At 37.3% G+C, this 16785-nt stretch carries 15 protein-coding genes, 1 tRNA gene and 1 other annotated feature; of the genes, 2 read left to right on the top strand and 14 right to left on the bottom strand.

Annotation, left to right across the window (positions count from 1 at the left end; all coding sequences use genetic code 11):
* Positions 1-203: 203 nt before the first annotated feature.
* The 14 genes from minD to IKV95_RS07915 all read right to left on the bottom strand — a co-directional run bounded on the left by minD (position 204) and on the right by IKV95_RS07915 (position 16132).
* Positions 204-998 (bottom strand): septum site-determining protein MinD, encoded by a 795-nt coding sequence (gene minD, locus IKV95_RS07980; RefSeq protein WP_029092191.1) that lies wholly within the window; start codon positions 996-998, stop codon positions 204-206.
* 2 nt (positions 999-1000) lie between these two features.
* Positions 1001-1684: a septum site-determining protein MinC gene (locus IKV95_RS07975; protein ID WP_069120080.1), complete on the bottom strand. Its 684-nt coding sequence runs from the start codon at positions 1682-1684 to the stop codon at positions 1001-1003.
* A 32-nt stretch (positions 1685-1716) separates the two neighbouring features.
* The gene (gene mreD, locus IKV95_RS07970; protein ID WP_069120082.1) at positions 1717-2268 is read right to left on the bottom strand and encodes a rod shape-determining protein MreD; all 552 of its coding nucleotides are present in this window, start codon (positions 2266-2268) and stop codon (positions 1717-1719) included.
* A gap of 17 nt (positions 2269-2285) precedes the next feature.
* Positions 2286-3137 (bottom strand): rod shape-determining protein MreC, encoded by an 852-nt coding sequence (gene mreC / locus IKV95_RS07965; RefSeq protein WP_036027602.1) that lies wholly within the window; start codon positions 3135-3137, stop codon positions 2286-2288.
* A gap of 78 nt (positions 3138-3215) precedes the next feature.
* Positions 3216-4232, bottom strand: a complete 1017-nt coding sequence (locus IKV95_RS07960; RefSeq protein WP_029092192.1) for a rod shape-determining protein — start codon at positions 4230-4232, stop codon at positions 3216-3218.
* Between the two features lie 319 nt (positions 4233-4551).
* Complete coding sequence (gene radC, locus IKV95_RS07955; RefSeq protein WP_069120084.1) at positions 4552-5226, bottom strand: RadC family protein; 675 nt, start codon at positions 5224-5226, stop codon at positions 4552-4554.
* Positions 5205-5885 (bottom strand): prepilin peptidase, encoded by a 681-nt coding sequence (locus IKV95_RS07950; protein WP_287451622.1) that lies wholly within the window; start codon positions 5883-5885, stop codon positions 5205-5207. Before IKV95_RS07950 ends, radC begins: the two co-directional genes overlap by 22 nt.
* A 200-nt stretch (positions 5886-6085) precedes the next feature.
* A complete protein-coding gene (locus tag IKV95_RS07945; protein ID WP_069120089.1) occupies positions 6086-7393 on the bottom strand; it encodes a bifunctional folylpolyglutamate synthase/dihydrofolate synthase in 1308 nt (435 codons plus the stop codon).
* An 18-nt stretch (positions 7394-7411) separates the two neighbouring features.
* On the bottom strand, positions 7412-10051 hold the full coding sequence (locus IKV95_RS07940; RefSeq protein ID WP_096699469.1) for a valine--tRNA ligase: 2640 nt from the start codon (positions 10049-10051) through the stop codon (positions 7412-7414).
* 41 nt (positions 10052-10092) lie between these two features.
* Positions 10093-10308, bottom strand: a binding site (T-box leader).
* A gap of 30 nt (positions 10309-10338) precedes the next feature.
* Positions 10339-11652: a glutamate-1-semialdehyde 2,1-aminomutase gene (gene hemL / locus IKV95_RS07935; protein ID WP_029092197.1), complete on the bottom strand. Its 1314-nt coding sequence runs from the start codon at positions 11650-11652 to the stop codon at positions 10339-10341.
* Between the two features lie 11 nt (positions 11653-11663).
* Positions 11664-12245: a ribosome biogenesis GTP-binding protein YihA/YsxC gene (yihA, locus tag IKV95_RS07930; RefSeq protein ID WP_029092198.1), complete on the bottom strand. Its 582-nt coding sequence runs from the start codon at positions 12243-12245 to the stop codon at positions 11664-11666.
* A gap of 100 nt (positions 12246-12345) precedes the next feature.
* Positions 12346-13599, bottom strand: a complete 1254-nt coding sequence (gene clpX / locus IKV95_RS07925; protein ID WP_069120097.1) for an ATP-dependent Clp protease ATP-binding subunit ClpX — start codon at positions 13597-13599, stop codon at positions 12346-12348.
* 257 nt (positions 13600-13856) lie between these two features.
* Complete coding sequence (gene tig, locus IKV95_RS07920) at positions 13857-15137, bottom strand: trigger factor (RefSeq protein WP_029092200.1); 1281 nt, start codon at positions 15135-15137, stop codon at positions 13857-13859.
* 134 nt (positions 15138-15271) lie between these two features.
* The gene (locus tag IKV95_RS07915) at positions 15272-16132 is read right to left on the bottom strand and encodes a hypothetical protein (protein WP_287451620.1); all 861 of its coding nucleotides are present in this window, start codon (positions 16130-16132) and stop codon (positions 15272-15274) included.
* 83 nt (positions 16133-16215) lie between these two features.
* Here IKV95_RS07915 and IKV95_RS07910 point away from each other — a divergent pair, with 83 nt between their 5' ends.
* Positions 16216-16515 (top strand): hypothetical protein, encoded by a 300-nt coding sequence (locus IKV95_RS07910; RefSeq protein WP_069126068.1) that lies wholly within the window; start codon positions 16216-16218, stop codon positions 16513-16515.
* Between the two features lie 190 nt (positions 16516-16705).
* Positions 16706-16779, top strand: a tRNA-Arg gene (locus IKV95_RS07905).
* Positions 16780-16785 lie beyond the last annotated feature (6 nt).

The following is a 16785-nucleotide window of genomic DNA, read 5'->3' as shown; positions in this document are numbered from 1 at the left end:
AGCAAACAAAAGTGAACCTTTTTTGTCAGAGGATAGACTGTTATCAACTGGAAATAAGGTTTTTTCTTAGCGATTATAGAGGTTAAGCGTTTCAATGTCATCAACAGGATTTTTTTCATACGATACGATTGATTTATGCCCATGAAAACATTACTTCTACCAACATAAAAAGAGTGAACCTTTTTAAAGGTTCACTCTAGTCTCTATGCTTTTTTACCGAATAAGCGTTGGAAAAACCCTAATTTCTTTTCTTTAATGTCCATTAGAGGCACTGATTCGCCCTGTATACGTCGCGCAATATTGCGGTAACCTATTGAGGCCTTTGATGTGTTAGATAGCACTACAGGCTGTCCACTATTTGAAGATTCAATCACGGCTTCATCGTCCAGAATTATTCCTAATAATTCAATAGATAAATGTGATGTAATATCTTCAATTGTCATCGAACGGCCGTCTTCAACCATATTCACACGAATACGATTAACAATCAATTTTGGTGCTGGCATTTCTTGCTGCTCCAACAAACCAATAATTCGATCAGCATCACGTACTGATGAGATTTCTGGCGTAGCTACAACAATTGCTCGATCAGCTCCAGCAATAGCATTCTTAAAGCCTTGCTCGATACCGGCTGGGCAATCAAGAATGATATAATCATAATCTTCACGCATACTGTCAATGAGCGTCTTCATCTCATCTCCTGTAATAGCATCTTTATCTGAATTTTGAGCTGCGGGAAGTAAGAATAAATCACCATCAAAACGCTTGTCTTTAACTAACGCTTGATGTAATTTGCAACGACCTGCAACAACATCCACAATATCATAGACAATACGGTTTTCTAACCCTAGAATAACATCGAGGTTTCGCAAACCAATATCCATATCAATTAGGCAAACTTTCTTTCCTTGCAACGCAAGTGCTGTACCTAGATTAGCGGAAGTTGTCGACTTACCGACGCCACCTTTTCCAGATGTAATAACGATTGCCTCGCCCACGTTTAGCGTCCCCCTTTTTCAACTGCAAAAATCGATTTCACGTCACTATATTTACTCAATTCTTCAATTGCAATATTATTTTCTTTATCTAAGTACGCAACGGACATTCGCGATGATAATGCAATTGCTTCTTCTTTATCAATCGTTCGAACACTCGAAGCAATTCGTAGCTGTGCTGGGTAATGAAAACAACCCATGATAACAGCTTTCATATTACCATTTTTTCCTGCGTGTATTGTTCCCTTTACATCACCTAATACAAACGCATGCTCAATAACTTCAACATGACCGCCAGGATTCACCTCTCCAACAACAAGGATATGCGCCTGTGATTCAACCAATTGTCCCGAACGAATTAAACGTGAGACAGGAAAAACCTCATCTTCATGCTTCCACTTTTTAGCTGCTGCTCTCGTCATAACAGACGTTTGGATGCGACTTACTATTAAATCACTTTCGTCATGAATGATACGAATAATCTGTTCTTGAAAATCTTTACTTAAAATTCTAGCACCTGTTTCAACAATTACGGGTGAACGTTTAGACGTTTCATCTACCGTCTTATTTTTTCTTGTACTTAACATCGTTTTTAATTCATTTATCAATTCTTTATAGCCCGATTCATCGGATAGATTAAGAACAATACCATCTTTCGTGCCTTTTAATTGAACAGGTTTTTTATCCATCATAGAACCTCCCTAGATTTATAATCTATGCATCATAATTTAACATGTGTAGAGGATAATCCTTTGGTTTCACGTTTCCAACGTTTAAGTAATAACGTAAATGGAAAGTAAATAATTAGAAAATAAGCAATATTAAATAATAATGTCGTTGTCAATCGCGTTGTCACATAAGGTAAAAACGCTATTGATACACTCTTCATACTTGAAAATATCAGGTAGGCTCCAAACTCACTTATTGCCACACCGAAAATTGAAACAAGCAGAATCATAATAAATGTTCCTTGAAGATAATGAAGTAATTTTTGCGAAATATAAACAACAACTGGAAATAACGCAAAGTAAATGCCAATAATTCCGATGTTATATATATCATATACTAATCCTAATACCAATGCATAAATCATCACTTGGTTTCTTGGTAAATAAACAACCATCATCACTAACATCACAATAATGAAATGAGGAATGAATCTCGTCTCACCATAAAAAAGTGTGCGTGCAAAGTAGAAGCTGACTGTATTTTCAAGAATGAAAACCAAACCCATAATGATAGGCAGAAGGATTCTTGCAGGTATTCTATTCATGCGAGCTCCTCCTTAACCTATGAATCTGTATCCACTGTTCTTTTAGCAACAAATACCGTATCAAAATCATACAAATCAGCTTCAGTTTTTATATTAGCTGTTTGTGATAAACCAAACTGATCATTCTCAACATCTTTAATTTCACCAATTAAAAGACCTGCTGGGAAACGACCACCGTAACCTGTTGTTACGACTTTTTGACCTTTTTTATATTTTTGATCAATGGGTAATTGCGTTAATTGAATGGTATTTTCTTCTTTATTGTAACCACTTACGATACCATAAGCTTTTTTATTATCTTTACCTTGGATTGCAGCAGAAATACGCGTTCTTGAATCTGAAGAACTTAAAAGCTCAACTGAGGATGATTTAGCACTGACAGATTTAATTTTACCAACTAAACCTTTCCCAGTAGTAACAGCCATATTCGGCTTAATACCATCAAGCGAACCTTTGTTGATTGTCACTTGATCAAACCAACCGTCTGGATCACGAGAAATAACAAGTGCTGAAATCGGATCGAATTCAGATAACGTGCTTTTAACATCTGTTTGTTGTTTGAGTTCTGCATTTTCACGTTTTAGCGTGACAACATCACTTTGCAACTGTCCAAGTTGTTCAACTTGTTCTTTTAATGATTTGTTTTCCTCATAAGTAGAACTCAAATCTTTTGCACCAGAAAAAATACCGACAACAAAATTTACTGGTTTGGAAATAATATTAGATGCAAATCCAACAACATCATATACAAAAAGCTCTGGCAAAGAAGCATTTTCACGATCACGTGAAGTAAATCCAACCAGACTTACAAATAAGACTACTGCAACTAGTAGAATCAATAAACGTTTATTCAAGAAAAAACGTGGCATAACAACACCTCAACATATTTAATTTGATATTAATGGATAATGAATAAGACAGCAAATTACACTGTCTTAGTTCAGAATTTATCTAGATTTTTTAGCGTTTTTAAACAAATCAATATTATCTAATGATTTACCTGTACCAATTGCTACACAATCCAATGGATCTTCTGCAATAACGACTGGCATGTTTGTTTCCTCTGAGATTAAGCGATCAATGTTGTGTAACAATGCGCCACCACCTGTTAGGACGATTCCTCTGTCCATAATATCAGCAGCTAATTCAGGAGGCGTACTTTCTAATGTTGTTTTAACAGCATCAATTACTTGCATAACTGAATCGTGTAAAGCTGTGCAAATTTCAGCTGCTGTAATTTCAATTGTTTTCGGTAAACCAGTCACTAAATCACGACCACGAATATCGGTTGTTTGTTTTTCTAAACCTTCAACATTAGCTGATCCAATTTCCATTTTAATTTGCTCTGCAGTACGCTCACCAATTAATAGGTTATATGTTTTTCTAATGTAATTAACAATCGCTTCATCTAATTTATCACCAGCCGTACGTTCTGATACAGCAGTAACGATACCACCAAGTGAAATAATCGCAACTTCAGTTGTACCACCACCGATGTCCACTACCATACTACCCGTAGGTTCCCAAACAGGTAATCCCGCTCCAATTGCAGCAGCGAATGGTTCTTCAATCGTATAAGCATCACGAGCGCCTGCTTGACGAGTTGCATCAATTACTGCACGCTCTTCAACCCCAGTTACTCCAACTGGTATACAAATCATTACATGCGGTTTACCAATACCCATGCCTTTGTTTAACTTATTAATGTAATATTTCATCATTGCTGCGGTAATATCATAATCAGCAATAACTCCGTCTTTCATTGGACGAATTGCAACGATGTTACCTGGTGTACGACCAATCATGTTACGTGCGTCACTTCCGACAGCTACGATTTGACCTGAATCTTTATTAATTGCAACTACAGATGGTTCACGTAAAGCGATACCTTTACCTTTTACATATACCAATGTGTTTGCTGTCCCTAAATCTATACCAATATCCTTGCTTCCGAAATTAAACATTTTTTCAGACTCCTTTAAAAGTTGATTTTTATCGTATTCTCTATATTATTATTCATCATTTCAATTCAATGTGTCTCTAACTTTTGTCACTCTATCATTATATCATATACTGTATGTGAATCCATCATATCAAATACATACAATCACACTGTTCTTTTTATAATGCCTCAGCTAAAAATGAAACTAACCATCATGTTCACTATTTTAACATAGCTATCCTTTTTTTAAAATAAATTGTCGGCTAAAAACAACATATTGACTGTATTTCTCTATTTTTGTATAAAACAAACGTAAAAAGACGAACGTTTGTATGCCTTTTTCAAACAAATACGCCTGCCCGCTTCATGCTATAAAATTTTCCATCACCAATAATAATATGATCAATCATACGTATCCCCAACAATAAACCACTTTCATGCAAACGAACCGTCGCTTTTTCATCCGCTAAGGAAGGTGTGACATCGCCAGAGGGATGATTATGAAAACAAATAAAGCTCACTGCATCATATTGTAACGCCTTAAGATAAACTTCACGTGGGGAAATCATCGTTTCATTAACACCTCCAATATACAATGTTTTGCGTTTTAATAAATGATTTTTAGAATTAAGATATAAACAAACAAAATGTTCTTGTTTAAGATAGCGCATATCAGACATTACCACACCGACCGCATCTTCAGGTGTTTTAATAACTTTTTTTATTTCAAAAGGAACTTTAGCAAAGCGGCGTCCAAATTCGAGAGCCGCCAGTATTTGCGAAGCTTTAACAGGACCGATCCCATTAATTGTCATCAACTCACTGTGTGTCGTAGTATGCAAATCGGCTAGTTCTTGATAATTATGCAATACATTTATCGCCAATTCACTTACAGGCAATGCGCGTGTACCTGATTGTAAGATAACCATGAGTAATTCTTGCAACGAGAGTTCGGCAGCTCCACCATTTATTAAGCGCTCACGTGGCAAATCGACTAAAGCTGATTGTGTGCCCATCGAAAAACCTCCTCCATTATTATTACTATATAAAAACTACTCCCAATAAAAGGGCAAAATGGTACTAATCCTTGGCGATCCATTAAAATGACATAAACCAGCGCTAACACTGCGGATAATCCCACAAAAAACATAAAAGTTATCACATCCATCCATGTGCTCAAAGCCGCAAATAACCAAATATCACCGCTTCCTAGCGAATGACGAAAGATTATATATAATAAAACACACAACAGTAAAGGGATTAAAATCGTACCCTCACATGCCGTTTCTCTGAGATACAAACCAATCATCATTATAACGACAACTATCGGGATGGGTATATGCAACGTCTGATAATCGACAAGCGTCATCCAAAAAAGCAATAGCACTACTATACCTTCAAGTAGATTCGTCAACGTTATTTCGAATCCTAGAGGTAGCATTAAAACGACAACTATAACTTCTGTTATAAAATATTTTTTTGAAATAATCCCATTGCAACACGAAGCTCGTCCTCTCAATAACATAAAGCTAATAAGGGGAATTAAATCAATTACCTTTAAACGCACCAAACACTGATCACAACACGAACGTTTTCGCCACCATGATTTTTGATTACAATAATTTTCAACACTCCAATAGATGAAAGAACTCAACATAAAACCAATTATAATCATCGTTTTCTCCTTTGCTGTTAGTATAACAACTAGGATTGCTTGTACCTAAAGCTCAATTTGCATTTTTATTCTGTGAGACTCTACTAAAATCACCATTAAAACAAGACAAACAGCCTTTTTTTCGCAGTACTTCTATTTAAAATAAAAAAACACCCCTAACACTAGTTGATAACTAGCATTAGAGATGCTTCGGTATAATTCTATTTAATCGTTGCAGCGATACGCTTTAGTAAGAAGGCTCTTACTTCAGCAATAAAGTAGAGTGAGCCTGTTATTGAAACAACAGCTGCTTCTGCTTTCGCTTTATTTATCAGTTCGAGCAGCGTACTTTGCCATTCTACTTCTACCTGAACGTTTAACTTTTCTGACTTCACTTGTAACTCCGCTGCAGTTAATGCTCGTGGGTAATCAAATGTAGTGAGAATAACGTTTTCAGCAAAACAAGTCTGTAAACGGCTAATCATTTGATCAATTGGTTTATCTGTTAATGCTGAAAAGAGCACATAACTTTTTTGTGTCGGGTATTCTGTTGACATCGTTTGAACAAACGTTTCAATTCCTTCATTATTATGTGCACCATCAATAATAAGAACTGGCGCTTCACTCAATTTTTCAAAGCGACCCGGCCAAGACGCTCGAGCAATACCTTGTCGAATGGTCGCTTCTGTTATATTCGAATAATGCTCCGGCAACAGCAGCAGCGCTTGAATAGCAACAGCCGCATTTCGTAATTGATGCGCACCTACTAAGCCTACTTCAATATCAGCTAAACGATTTTCTCTATTTTCAAAATGGAAACGGTCATCTGCAACTGCGGTTAGTTTAAAATCAGCACCAGATGCATAATAGGGAGCCTCTTGCTCAGCAGCCCACTGTTGGAATAACGGTTGTAACTCCAACTGCGTGACGCCAGAAATAACTGGCACATTTCGTTTAATGATACCCGCTTTTTGCGATGCAATTTTAGCTAATGTATCACCTAAAATGCCGATATGATCCATTCCAATCGTAGTAATGACAGACAATAGAGGCGTAAAGACATTCGTACAATCTAAGCGTCCCCCTAGTCCTACCTCAACAATACCGATATCAATCGGGTGCATCGTTGCGAAATACTCAAAAAACATCGCGGTGACAACTTCAAATTCAGTCGGTTCTCCAAAAGGACTATCTTGCATTCCCTCAACGATTGGTTGAAATTTCTCAACTAACGCTACGATACTTTCATCACTAATCGGAACACCATTCACACTGATACGTTCATTAAAGCTTTCAATGTAGGGAGAAGTAAATGTCCCTACCTCATAACCAGAATCTTGCAGTACTGTTCGCATAAAAGAAACAGTGGAACCTTTGCCATTCGTACCAGCAACATGTATCCATTTATTTTTCTGTTCTGGATGTCCTAATTGTTCTAACAGATACAACATCCGTTCTAACCCTGGTTTAATACCTAATCGTAAGCGTGAATGAATCCAATCCACCGCTTCCTCATATCGTAATGTCATCGTCTTCACCCTTTTTATTTACAGACTTGCTAAATCAGCAATACGTTGTTCAACTAATGCGTATTTCTCTAAATAATCTTGTTCTTTCGCGCGCTCTGCCACCACAACTTCATCAGGTGCGTTTGCAACAAAACGTTCATTTTTCAATTTACCTTGTACACGAGAAACCTCATTTTTTAATTTATCGAGCTCTTTCGTTAAACGTTCTGTTTCAGCTGCAACATCAATCAAACCTTGAAGTGGTAAGTAAATTTCAGCACCTGTTACAACAGCTGTCATAACTTGCGTCGGTACTTCTAATTCTGTATCAATCGTCAATGACTCAGGATTACAGAATCGTTCAATGTATGATTGATTTTCAAGTAATAACGCTTTAATTTCTGGTGTTTTTGCTTTAATCATCATTGTAATCGGACGACTTAACGGTGTATTTACTTCTGTACGGATCGTACGTACTGCACGAATCACTTCAACATACAATTTCATTGCATCTGCTGCTGTTGCATTATTAAGCTCTTCACGCACAGTTGGCCATGCAGCTGTAACAATTGTTTCGCCCTCTGTAGGAAGTTGTTGCCAAATTTCTTCAGTAACAAACGGCATGAATGGGTGCAATAAACGTAAAATATTATCTAATACGTAAGCTAAAACAGCTTTCGTTGTTGCTTTAGATGCTTCATCTTCACCGTATAGAGTAATTTTACTAATTTCAATGTACCAATCACAATAATCATCCCAAATAAAGTTATTTAAGTGACGACCTACTTCACCATACTCATAACGTTCAGATAGCTCAGTTACTTTCGCAATAGTTTCATTTAGACGAGTTAAAATCCATTGATCACTTACATCTGTTACGTTACTCAAATCAATATCTTTTGCTTCCATACCTTCAATATTCATCATTACAAAACGTGAAGCATTCCAAATTTTATTGATAAAGTTCCACGTTGCTTCTACTTTTTCATAGCTAAAACGTAAATCTTGACCCGGTGATGTTCCTGTTGTTAAGAAGTAACGTAACGAATCCGCACCGTATTTCTCAATAACATCAATTGGATCCACACCATTACCTAATGATTTAGACATTTTACGTCCTTCTTCATCACGTACAAGACCATGAATCAGTGCATCTTCAAAAGGACGGCGGCCAGTAAATTCAACTGATTGGAAAATCATACGTGACACCCAGAAAGCAATAATATCATAACCAGTTACCAATACATTTGTTGGGAAATAACGATTGTACATTTCGGCATCTTCTTCCGGCCAACCCATTGTTGAAAATGGCCATAAAGCAGAAGAGAACCATGTGTCTAATACGTCGTTATCTCGTGTCCAACCTTCGCCAGCTGGTGCTTCCATGCCAACATGAATTTCGCCTGCTTCATTGTACCAAGCAGGAATTTGGTGTCCCCACCATAATTGACGAGAGATACACCAATCATGAATATTTTCCATCCAACGTACATATTGGGCATCAAAACGGTCAGGTACAAAGTTAACTTTATCTTCCGATTTTTGTAAAGCCAATGCTTGTTCTGCCAACGGCGTCATTTTAACAAACCATTGTTTTGATAAATAGGGTTCAACAACTGCATCTGTACGCTCTGAATGGCCCACTGAATGAGGATGATCTTCAATTTTCACAACAAGATCAAGCGCTTCAAAATCTTTAATAATCGCTTTACGACATTCAAAACGGTCCATACCTTCGTATTTACCAGCATTCTCGTTCATCGAACCATCTTCATGCATAACAATAATACGCGGTAAATCATGACGTTCACCTACTTCAAAATCATTAGGATCATGTGCGGGTGTGATTTTAACAACGCCTGAACCAAATTCACGTTCAACATATTCATCAGCAATGATTGGAATTTCTCGGTCCATCAACGGTAATTTAATTGTTTTACCAATGTATTTTTGGTAACGTTCATCATCTGGATGGACTGCTACAGCTGTATCACCAGGAATCGTTTCAGGACGAGTTGTCGCAACTTCTAAGAAACCTGAACCATCTGTTAACGGGTAACGCAAATGATAGAAGTGACCGGCTACATCTTTGTGGATAACTTCAATATCAGATAATGCTGTTTTAGCTGCTGGATCCCAGTTAATGATACGTTCCCCACGATAAATTAAACCTTTTTTATAAAGATCAACGAACACTTTATTAACAGCTGTATTAAGACCTGCATCCAATGTAAAGCGCTCTTTAGAATAATCTAAACCTAAACCTAATTTACCCCATTGTTGACGAATATGACCGGCATATTCTTCTTTCCAATCCCATACTTGTTCAACAAATTTTTCACGTCCTAGATCATAGCGTGTGACGCCTTCTTCACGTAGTTTCGCTTCAACCTTAGCTTGAGTCGCGATACCTGCATGGTCCATACCTGGCAACCATAAAACATCGTAACCTTGCATACGTTTTTGACGTGTAATAATATCTTGCAACGTCGTATCCCAAGCATGTCCTAAGTGTAATTTACCTGTTACATTGGGTGGCGGAATAACAACGCTAAACGGTTTCTTAGCTGTGTCTCCTGTTGCTTCAAAAAAGCCTTGTTTTACCCACCAGTCGTAGCGGCCTTCTTCAATAGATTGTGGTTCATATTTTGTTGCTAATGTTTGTTTTTCTGTCATTATAATCATCCTTTCTGCGCATAAAAAAATACTCTAATCATCCTAGAAAGGACGAAAAGAGCATTCCGCGGTACCACCTTTATACCAAACGATTAACGTTTAGCACTTCATTTCTGTAACGGCTCGCACCGGCTTTTTCTACTATTAGTTCAAAAAAGCAACTCAAAGGCTACGTTCAATCGGCAATTAGAGAAACTTCCAGCACCCGTTTCCTCTCTATACTAATCCACCCATTTACTCTTCCTCATCATCGTTGTTGGTCTACTATTTATGTTTCCATTATTGTAGCACTAGCGAGCGCTGTTCGTCAATAATTGGAGTTGTTTAAAGGTATCTTCCATTGCATTCAGCGTTGTATCAATATCTGCTTTTGTATGTTCTGTTGAGATAAACAAACCTTCAAATTGAGAAGGAGGTAAATAAATACCGCGTTCACTCATTTCACGATAATAATGACTGAACAGTTTTAAATCGGCACGGTTCACATCCTCAAAATTAGCGATAGGTCCTTCAGCAAAGAAAAAGCCAAACATTGACCCCGCACGATTAACCGTTACAGGAATTTGATGTGCTTTACCGATTGTTTTTATACCGTCTGTTAACTGATCAATTCGAATTGTAAAATCATCATAAACAGCAGGCGTTAACTGACGCAATGTCTCCACACCCGCAGTCATCGCTAAAGGATTACCTGATAATGTTCCTGCTTGATAAATGGGGCCGCTTGGTGCCACATTATCCATAATCTCACGTGGTCCTGCATAAGCACCTACTGGCATTCCGCCACCGATAACTTTACCTAAACACGTTAAATCTGGAGTTACACCGAAGTACCCTTGTGCACAATTTATTCCAACGCGGAACCCTGTCATCACTTCATCAAAAATCAATAACGCTTGATGACGTTTAGTAATTTCACGTAAACCTTCAAGATAGTTCTCTACTGGTGGAACAACACCCATATTACCCGCAACCGGTTCAACGATAATCGCCGCTACTTGATCTTTATATTGTTTAAAAACCGCTTCAACAGCTTCTAAATCATTGTATGGCACTGTAATAGTATCACGAACAGTTCCTTTAGGCACACCGGGAGAATCAGGTAATCCTAAAGTTGCTACTCCTGACCCTGCTTTGATTAATAACGAATCGCCATGGCCGTGGTAACTACCGACACATTTAATAATCAAATCACGTCCTGTATAGCCTCTAGCAAGACGAAGCGCACTCATTGTCGCCTCAGTACCCGAGTTAACAAAACGCACTGATTCTGCAGATGGTACACGTTTAATAACTTCATCAACCAATGCTAATTCACTGAGATGATTCGCGCCAAAACTCATACCTTTTGCTGCCGTTTCTTGAACAGCACGCACGACTTTATCATTTGCATGACCTAAAATAAGCGGCCCCCATGATAATACATAATCAATGTATTTGTTGCCATCAATATCGTATAAATACGCGCCTTTGCCACGATCAAAATAAACAGGATCTGTATCAACAGAGTTAAATGCACGAACTGGACTACTTACACCACCTGGCATTTTAGTCACAGCCTCTTTGAAAGCTGTTTGCGATTTTATGATGTTACGTTTCGACATCTGCTCACCCCTTACATGAATTTTTCAATAATCTTCCATGCTTGGTCTTTTCCTAAACCAGTTTCAGATGAAAACATAACGATATTATCATCTGGGTCAAAACCAAGTGTTTCTTTAATTTCTTTAATACTTTTTTGCCAGCGACCTTTTGGAATTTTATCTGCTTTTGTCGCAATAATAATGACACGGATACCATGATGTTTTAGAAACTCATACATCGTTACATCATCATTCGATGGTTTATGGCGCATATCTACAATTTGAATCACCGCACGTAACGGTGCTCGATCTGTCATATACGTTTCCATCATTACGCCCCATTTAGCGCGTTCACTTTTAGAAATTTTAGCATAACCATATCCAGGTACATCAACAAAAATTAATTTCTTTTCAACTTCATAAAAATTAAGTGTTTGTGTTTTACCAGGCTTTGATGAGATACGTGCCATTGCTTTTCGTTGTAACATGCGGTTGATAAATGACGATTTCCCGACATTCGAACGACCTGCTAAAGCGAACTCTGGCAATAAGGCTTTAGGGTACTGATCCGGTCGGACAGCACTGATTAATAATTCTACTTGATTAACTTTCATCGTCTCGCTCCTTAAAAAAACTACCTTGCTTTAACATGCACAAGGTAGTTAGCTTATTTACTTGCTCATTTTACATTATACACTACAAAACTAACAATCGCTATGCCATTGCTACTTCTGAACCATCATTTAGAATAAGGATTGGTTGTGCTTTTTCATTCACGACGTCAGCAGTGATTTTACATTTAATAACATCTTCACGTGTTGGCACTTCATACATTACGTCAAGCATAATATGCTCGATGATTGAACGTAAACCACGCGCTCCGGTACGACGTTCGATTGCTAATAGCGCAATTGCACTTAAAGCATCTTCAGTGACTTCAAGTTCAACTTCATCTAACTCTAACAAACGTTGGTATTGTTTGATTAAAGCATTTTTAGGTTGCGTCAATATTGAAATCAACGTTGGCTCATCTAACAACTCTAAGGTTGCCATAACAGGTAATCGACCGATAAATTCAGGAATCAAACCAAATTTCAAGAGGTCTTCAGGAACAACCTTTTGCATTAATGATTCATTCTCATTAAATTTAACGCTTTCCTTACCAAAGCCAATTACTTTTTCACCTAGACGGTTACGAACAATATCTTCAACACCATCAAAAGCACCACCAACGATAAAGAGAATTTTACTTGTATCGATTTGGATAAATTCTTGGTTAGGATGTTTACGTCCACCTTGAGGTGGCACGCTTGCAACTGTACCTTCTAAAATTTTAAGCAATGCTTGTTGCACACCTTCACCAGACACATCACGTGTAATAGAAGTGTTTTCTGATTTACGGGCAACTTTATCGATCTCATCGATATAAATAATCCCTTTTTCAGCACGTTCTACATCGAAGTCAGCTGCTTGAATAAGTTTCAAGAGAATGTTTTCAACATCTTCTCCAACATAACCCGCTTCAGTTAAACTTGTAGCATCTGCTATTGCAAATGGCACATCTAGCACGCGAGCTAATGTTTGAGCAAGCAATGTTTTACCACTACCCGTAGGTCCGATTAAACAAATGTTACTTTTTTGCAATTCAACGTCGCCTTCGCTTTGTGAAGCAGTCGCTTGGATACGTTTATAGTGGTTATATACGGCAACTGATAATGCACGTTTTGCACGATCTTGCCCAATAACATATTCATCTAATGTCGAACGTAATTCACTTGGTTTTGGTAATTCTTCAAAGATTGGTGCTGTTGGTGCCAGTTCCAACTCTTCAGTAATAATTTCATTACATAAATCAACACACTCATCACAGATATAAACACCTGGACCTGCAATTAATTTTTTAACTTCATCCTGTGGTTTACCACAAAATGAACATTTCAATTGGTTTTTTTCATCAAATTTTGACACGTACGTCACTCCTTAAATCAACTGGTTACCTAAAGAAAGTAATTGCTTAGCAATATCTCTCTTTCGAATAATGTTTTATACTACCATAACTATACTCATTGATGTATTAACTTGCAACTAAAACACTTACAATCAAACAGCTTATTTCAAACGCCTGTCACAATCATCATTTACTGATTTCTAGCAATAAAAAACACCTTGTAGGAAAGGTATCTTCCTACAAGGCGACAGTGTTTTCAATGTGTTATTTTATCAGTTTACGCTTCTACTGAGTTATCAACAACAAATTTAACTGCTTTACGGATTTGTAAATCTTCAGTAACAGTTGTAAGGTCACCTAATGCCATACGGACAGTTGGTACATCCATTTTGTACATTTCAGCTAAACGTGCAACTTCTTCGTTAACTTCTTCTTCAGTTACTTCAATGCCTTCAGCTTTAGCAATTGCATCTAAAACTAAGTTAGTTTTCACACGTCCACCAGCATCTGTTGCCATTTGCTCGTTTAAAGCTTCTTCAGTTTGACCAGTGAACTGGAAGTAAAGTTCAGTAGTTAAACCTTGTGCTTCGATATCTTGAGTGAATTGTTTTTTCAACATTTCAGTTTCTTGTTCGATCATTACTTCAGGAACGTCAACTTCAGCGTTCTCTACAGCTTGACCTAAAGCTTGGTTTTCTTTAGCTTGAACAGCTTTAGTCGCTTTATCTTCAGTTAAACGTGCTTTAACTTTTTCAGTTAATTCAGCAAGCGTTTCAACTTCGTTATCGATATCTTTAGCTAATTCATCATCTAATTCTGGCACTTCTTTTGTTTTAACTTCGTGAATTGCAACTTTGAATTCTACAGCTTTACCAGCTAAGTCTTCTGCTTGGTAATCTTCTGGGAATGTTACGTTTACAGAAACGTTTTCGCCAGCTTTTTTGCCTTCTAATTGTTCTTCAAATCCTGGGATGAATGAGTTAGAACCTAATTCTAATGAATAGTTCTCAGCTTTTCCACCTTCGAATTGCTCGCCATCTAAGTAACCATCAAAATCGATTACGACTGTATCGCCTTTAGCAGCTGCATCTTCTTTTAAAACTAATTCAGCTTGGTGGCTTTGTAAATGAGCTAATTCATGTTGAACATCTTCGTCAGATACTTCAACATCAGCTTTATCTACTTTAAGACCTTTGTATTCACCTAATTTAACTTCAGGTTTTACTGTTACGATTGCTGAGATAACCCAGTCAGCGTCAGCTTCGATTTTTTCAATATCAACGTTTGGAGATGCTACTGGGTTGATACCTACTTCGTCGATTGCTGCAGGATATACTTTTGGTAATAAGATGTCTAATGCATCGTTATATAATGATGCTTCACCGTACATTTGGTTAAATATTTGACGTGGTAATTTACCTTTACGGAAACCTTTTGGTGCTAATGTTTTACGTACTTTTTTAAACGCTTCGTCAAGAGCAACTTTTACGTCCTCTTTCGGAATAGTGATAGTTAATTTACCTTCGTTACCTTCTTGTTTCGTCCATTGTGCAGTCATTATATAATTCCCTCCATAAATAGTGAACGTCAGTTCTTTAATTTCATGCTAACGCTCGTTTATATATTTTTTTGTTTTAAGTTCAACCTATACAAGTATATACTATCATACGTCGTCTTTTCAACTGATAATTACTAAAACGACATATTTTCTAAGGCGTAACGTTCTACTTCATCAATTTCAAGCACTTCTTTAGACACATCCGCATTATCTAACGGTTCTTGATTAAGACGATAAAACCATTCTAAATAGGATTCACACCATTCATTGACTGTTCCAAAATCAGGCGCTAAAGGATAAGTAGCGGTTTGATGTCGTCGAATAACAGTTTCTGCTTCTTGAGCTAACGAGGGATTCTCATTTTCCAATTCAACGGTTACTCTCTCAATTAAACTATTATAGAATGGATTATCTACTCGTAAATCGATTTTTGCTGGAATAACAGTCACTTCTTCACCCATCACTACGAGCTTATATTGAGAAACATCCTCCAAACGATGCAATGCTTCTATCAATGCAACACGCTGCTCCATTGTGATCCCTTCATCTTGTAATAATTGATGGATATCCTGAAAATAGCCTTTTAATTGCACATAGCTACCGCGTTCCAAAAAACCTAATTGGTCATGCAATGGCCAACGAGCAAATTGAATATGTGGATGTATCACGAAACTCGCACTCATATACGTTAGATTATCCGTTTGTTCAACTGCTTCTATCGTTTTTGTTTCTTCGACAATCGCTAAATCCTCTAACCAGTGTTGGTATTCACGAATACGACCACTTTTCAAGTAGCTCGCTGCTAATTTTTCTATGATATCAATATCTGTTGCAACAATTCGCATGAAGCGCTCACCTACTTGAATCGCCTCATAATGTTTGCTTTCAGTTTGATAAATATCTATGAGTAAATTGGTAATTTGTCGATCTTCAGGCGCTACACGGTTAGCAGACACCAGCATTTTTTTCAGCATACGATCTTCTTCAGAACTCATGACCAACCTCCTCTTATTACGTTTTAGTCTCTTTCAATACGGGTACAGGTCTATACGTCACATTATCTTATGGAGGTCATTCAATGTCAACGCTAAAAGCTCTCAATGATAGTAAAAGCGAAGGACTTGAGAAAATCCTGCATACTATCAATCATCTATCTAGTAGCAATATTCATATCCGTAAACACCTCGAAGTTTCTCACAGACAGTCTTTCACTATCTACGATATGTTATCTGATGCCAAAATTGGCTCGATCACTGCCAATTACCAAGCAGATACTATTACAATTCAATCACAAGTTCACAGCGATATTCGTCTTTACACAATCACAGAACCAAAAGATTATTTAAAACTGCTCTTTTATTTGAGTGATATTAAGTAATAGCACTTAACACATTAAAACCTTAACTATTTTTATGATATAACAGATGGACGATAATGTTGGTGTGGGTATCTCAACCAAATCAGCCTTTGTCACCATCTGTTTTTCATTATTTCCGCTTTAACTATTGACATTTAGCCAATAAAATCATACAATAAGTTTTGTTGAGTACAACTTTGTTGCACATTTAGTCCTGATAGCTCAGCAGGATAGAGCAATGGCCTTCTAAGCCATCGGTCGTGGGTTCGAATCCCTCTCAGGACATAATTA

Origin of the sequence: Brochothrix sp. (assembly GCF_017549435.1) — a bacterium.
Lineage (GTDB): Bacteria > Bacillota > Bacilli > Lactobacillales > Listeriaceae > Brochothrix > Brochothrix thermosphacta.
The sequence above is the reverse complement of the archived record's forward strand: the minus strand, read 5'-3'. Positions and strand labels throughout refer to the sequence as shown.

Bases quoted from the DNA above. Each gene is read 5' to 3' on its own strand.
- IKV95_RS07975 (WP_069120080.1), bottom strand. From the start codon at position 1,684: ATGGATAAAAAACCTGTTCAATTAAAAGGCACGAAAGATGGTATTGTT.
- mreD (WP_069120082.1), bottom strand. From the start codon at position 2,268: ATGAATAGAATACCTGCAAGAATCCTTCTGCCTATCATTATGGGTTTG.
- mreC (WP_036027602.1), bottom strand. From the start codon at position 3,137: ATGCCACGTTTTTTCTTGAATAAACGTTTATTGATTCTACTAGTTGCA.
- IKV95_RS07960 (WP_029092192.1), bottom strand. From the start codon at position 4,232: ATGTTTAATTTCGGAAGCAAGGATATTGGTATAGATTTAGGGACAGCA.
- radC (WP_069120084.1), bottom strand. From the start codon at position 5,226: ATGGGCACACAATCAGCTTTAGTCGATTTGCCACGTGAGCGCTTAATA.
- IKV95_RS07950 (WP_287451622.1), bottom strand. From the start codon at position 5,885: ATGATTATAATTGGTTTTATGTTGAGTTCTTTCATCTATTGGAGTGTT.
- IKV95_RS07945 (WP_069120089.1), bottom strand. From the start codon at position 7,393: ATGACATTACGATATGAGGAAGCGGTGGATTGGATTCATTCACGCTTA.
- hemL (WP_029092197.1), bottom strand. From the start codon at position 11,652: ATGTCGAAACGTAACATCATAAAATCGCAAACAGCTTTCAAAGAGGCT.
- yihA (WP_029092198.1), bottom strand. From the start codon at position 12,245: ATGAAAGTTAATCAAGTAGAATTATTAATCAGTGCTGTCCGACCGGAT.
- tig (WP_029092200.1), bottom strand. From the start codon at position 15,137: ATGACTGCACAATGGACGAAACAAGAAGGTAACGAAGGTAAATTAACT.
- IKV95_RS07915 (WP_287451620.1), bottom strand. From the start codon at position 16,132: ATGAGTTCTGAAGAAGATCGTATGCTGAAAAAAATGCTGGTGTCTGCT.
- IKV95_RS07910 (WP_069126068.1), top strand. From the start codon at position 16,216: ATGTCAACGCTAAAAGCTCTCAATGATAGTAAAAGCGAAGGACTTGAG.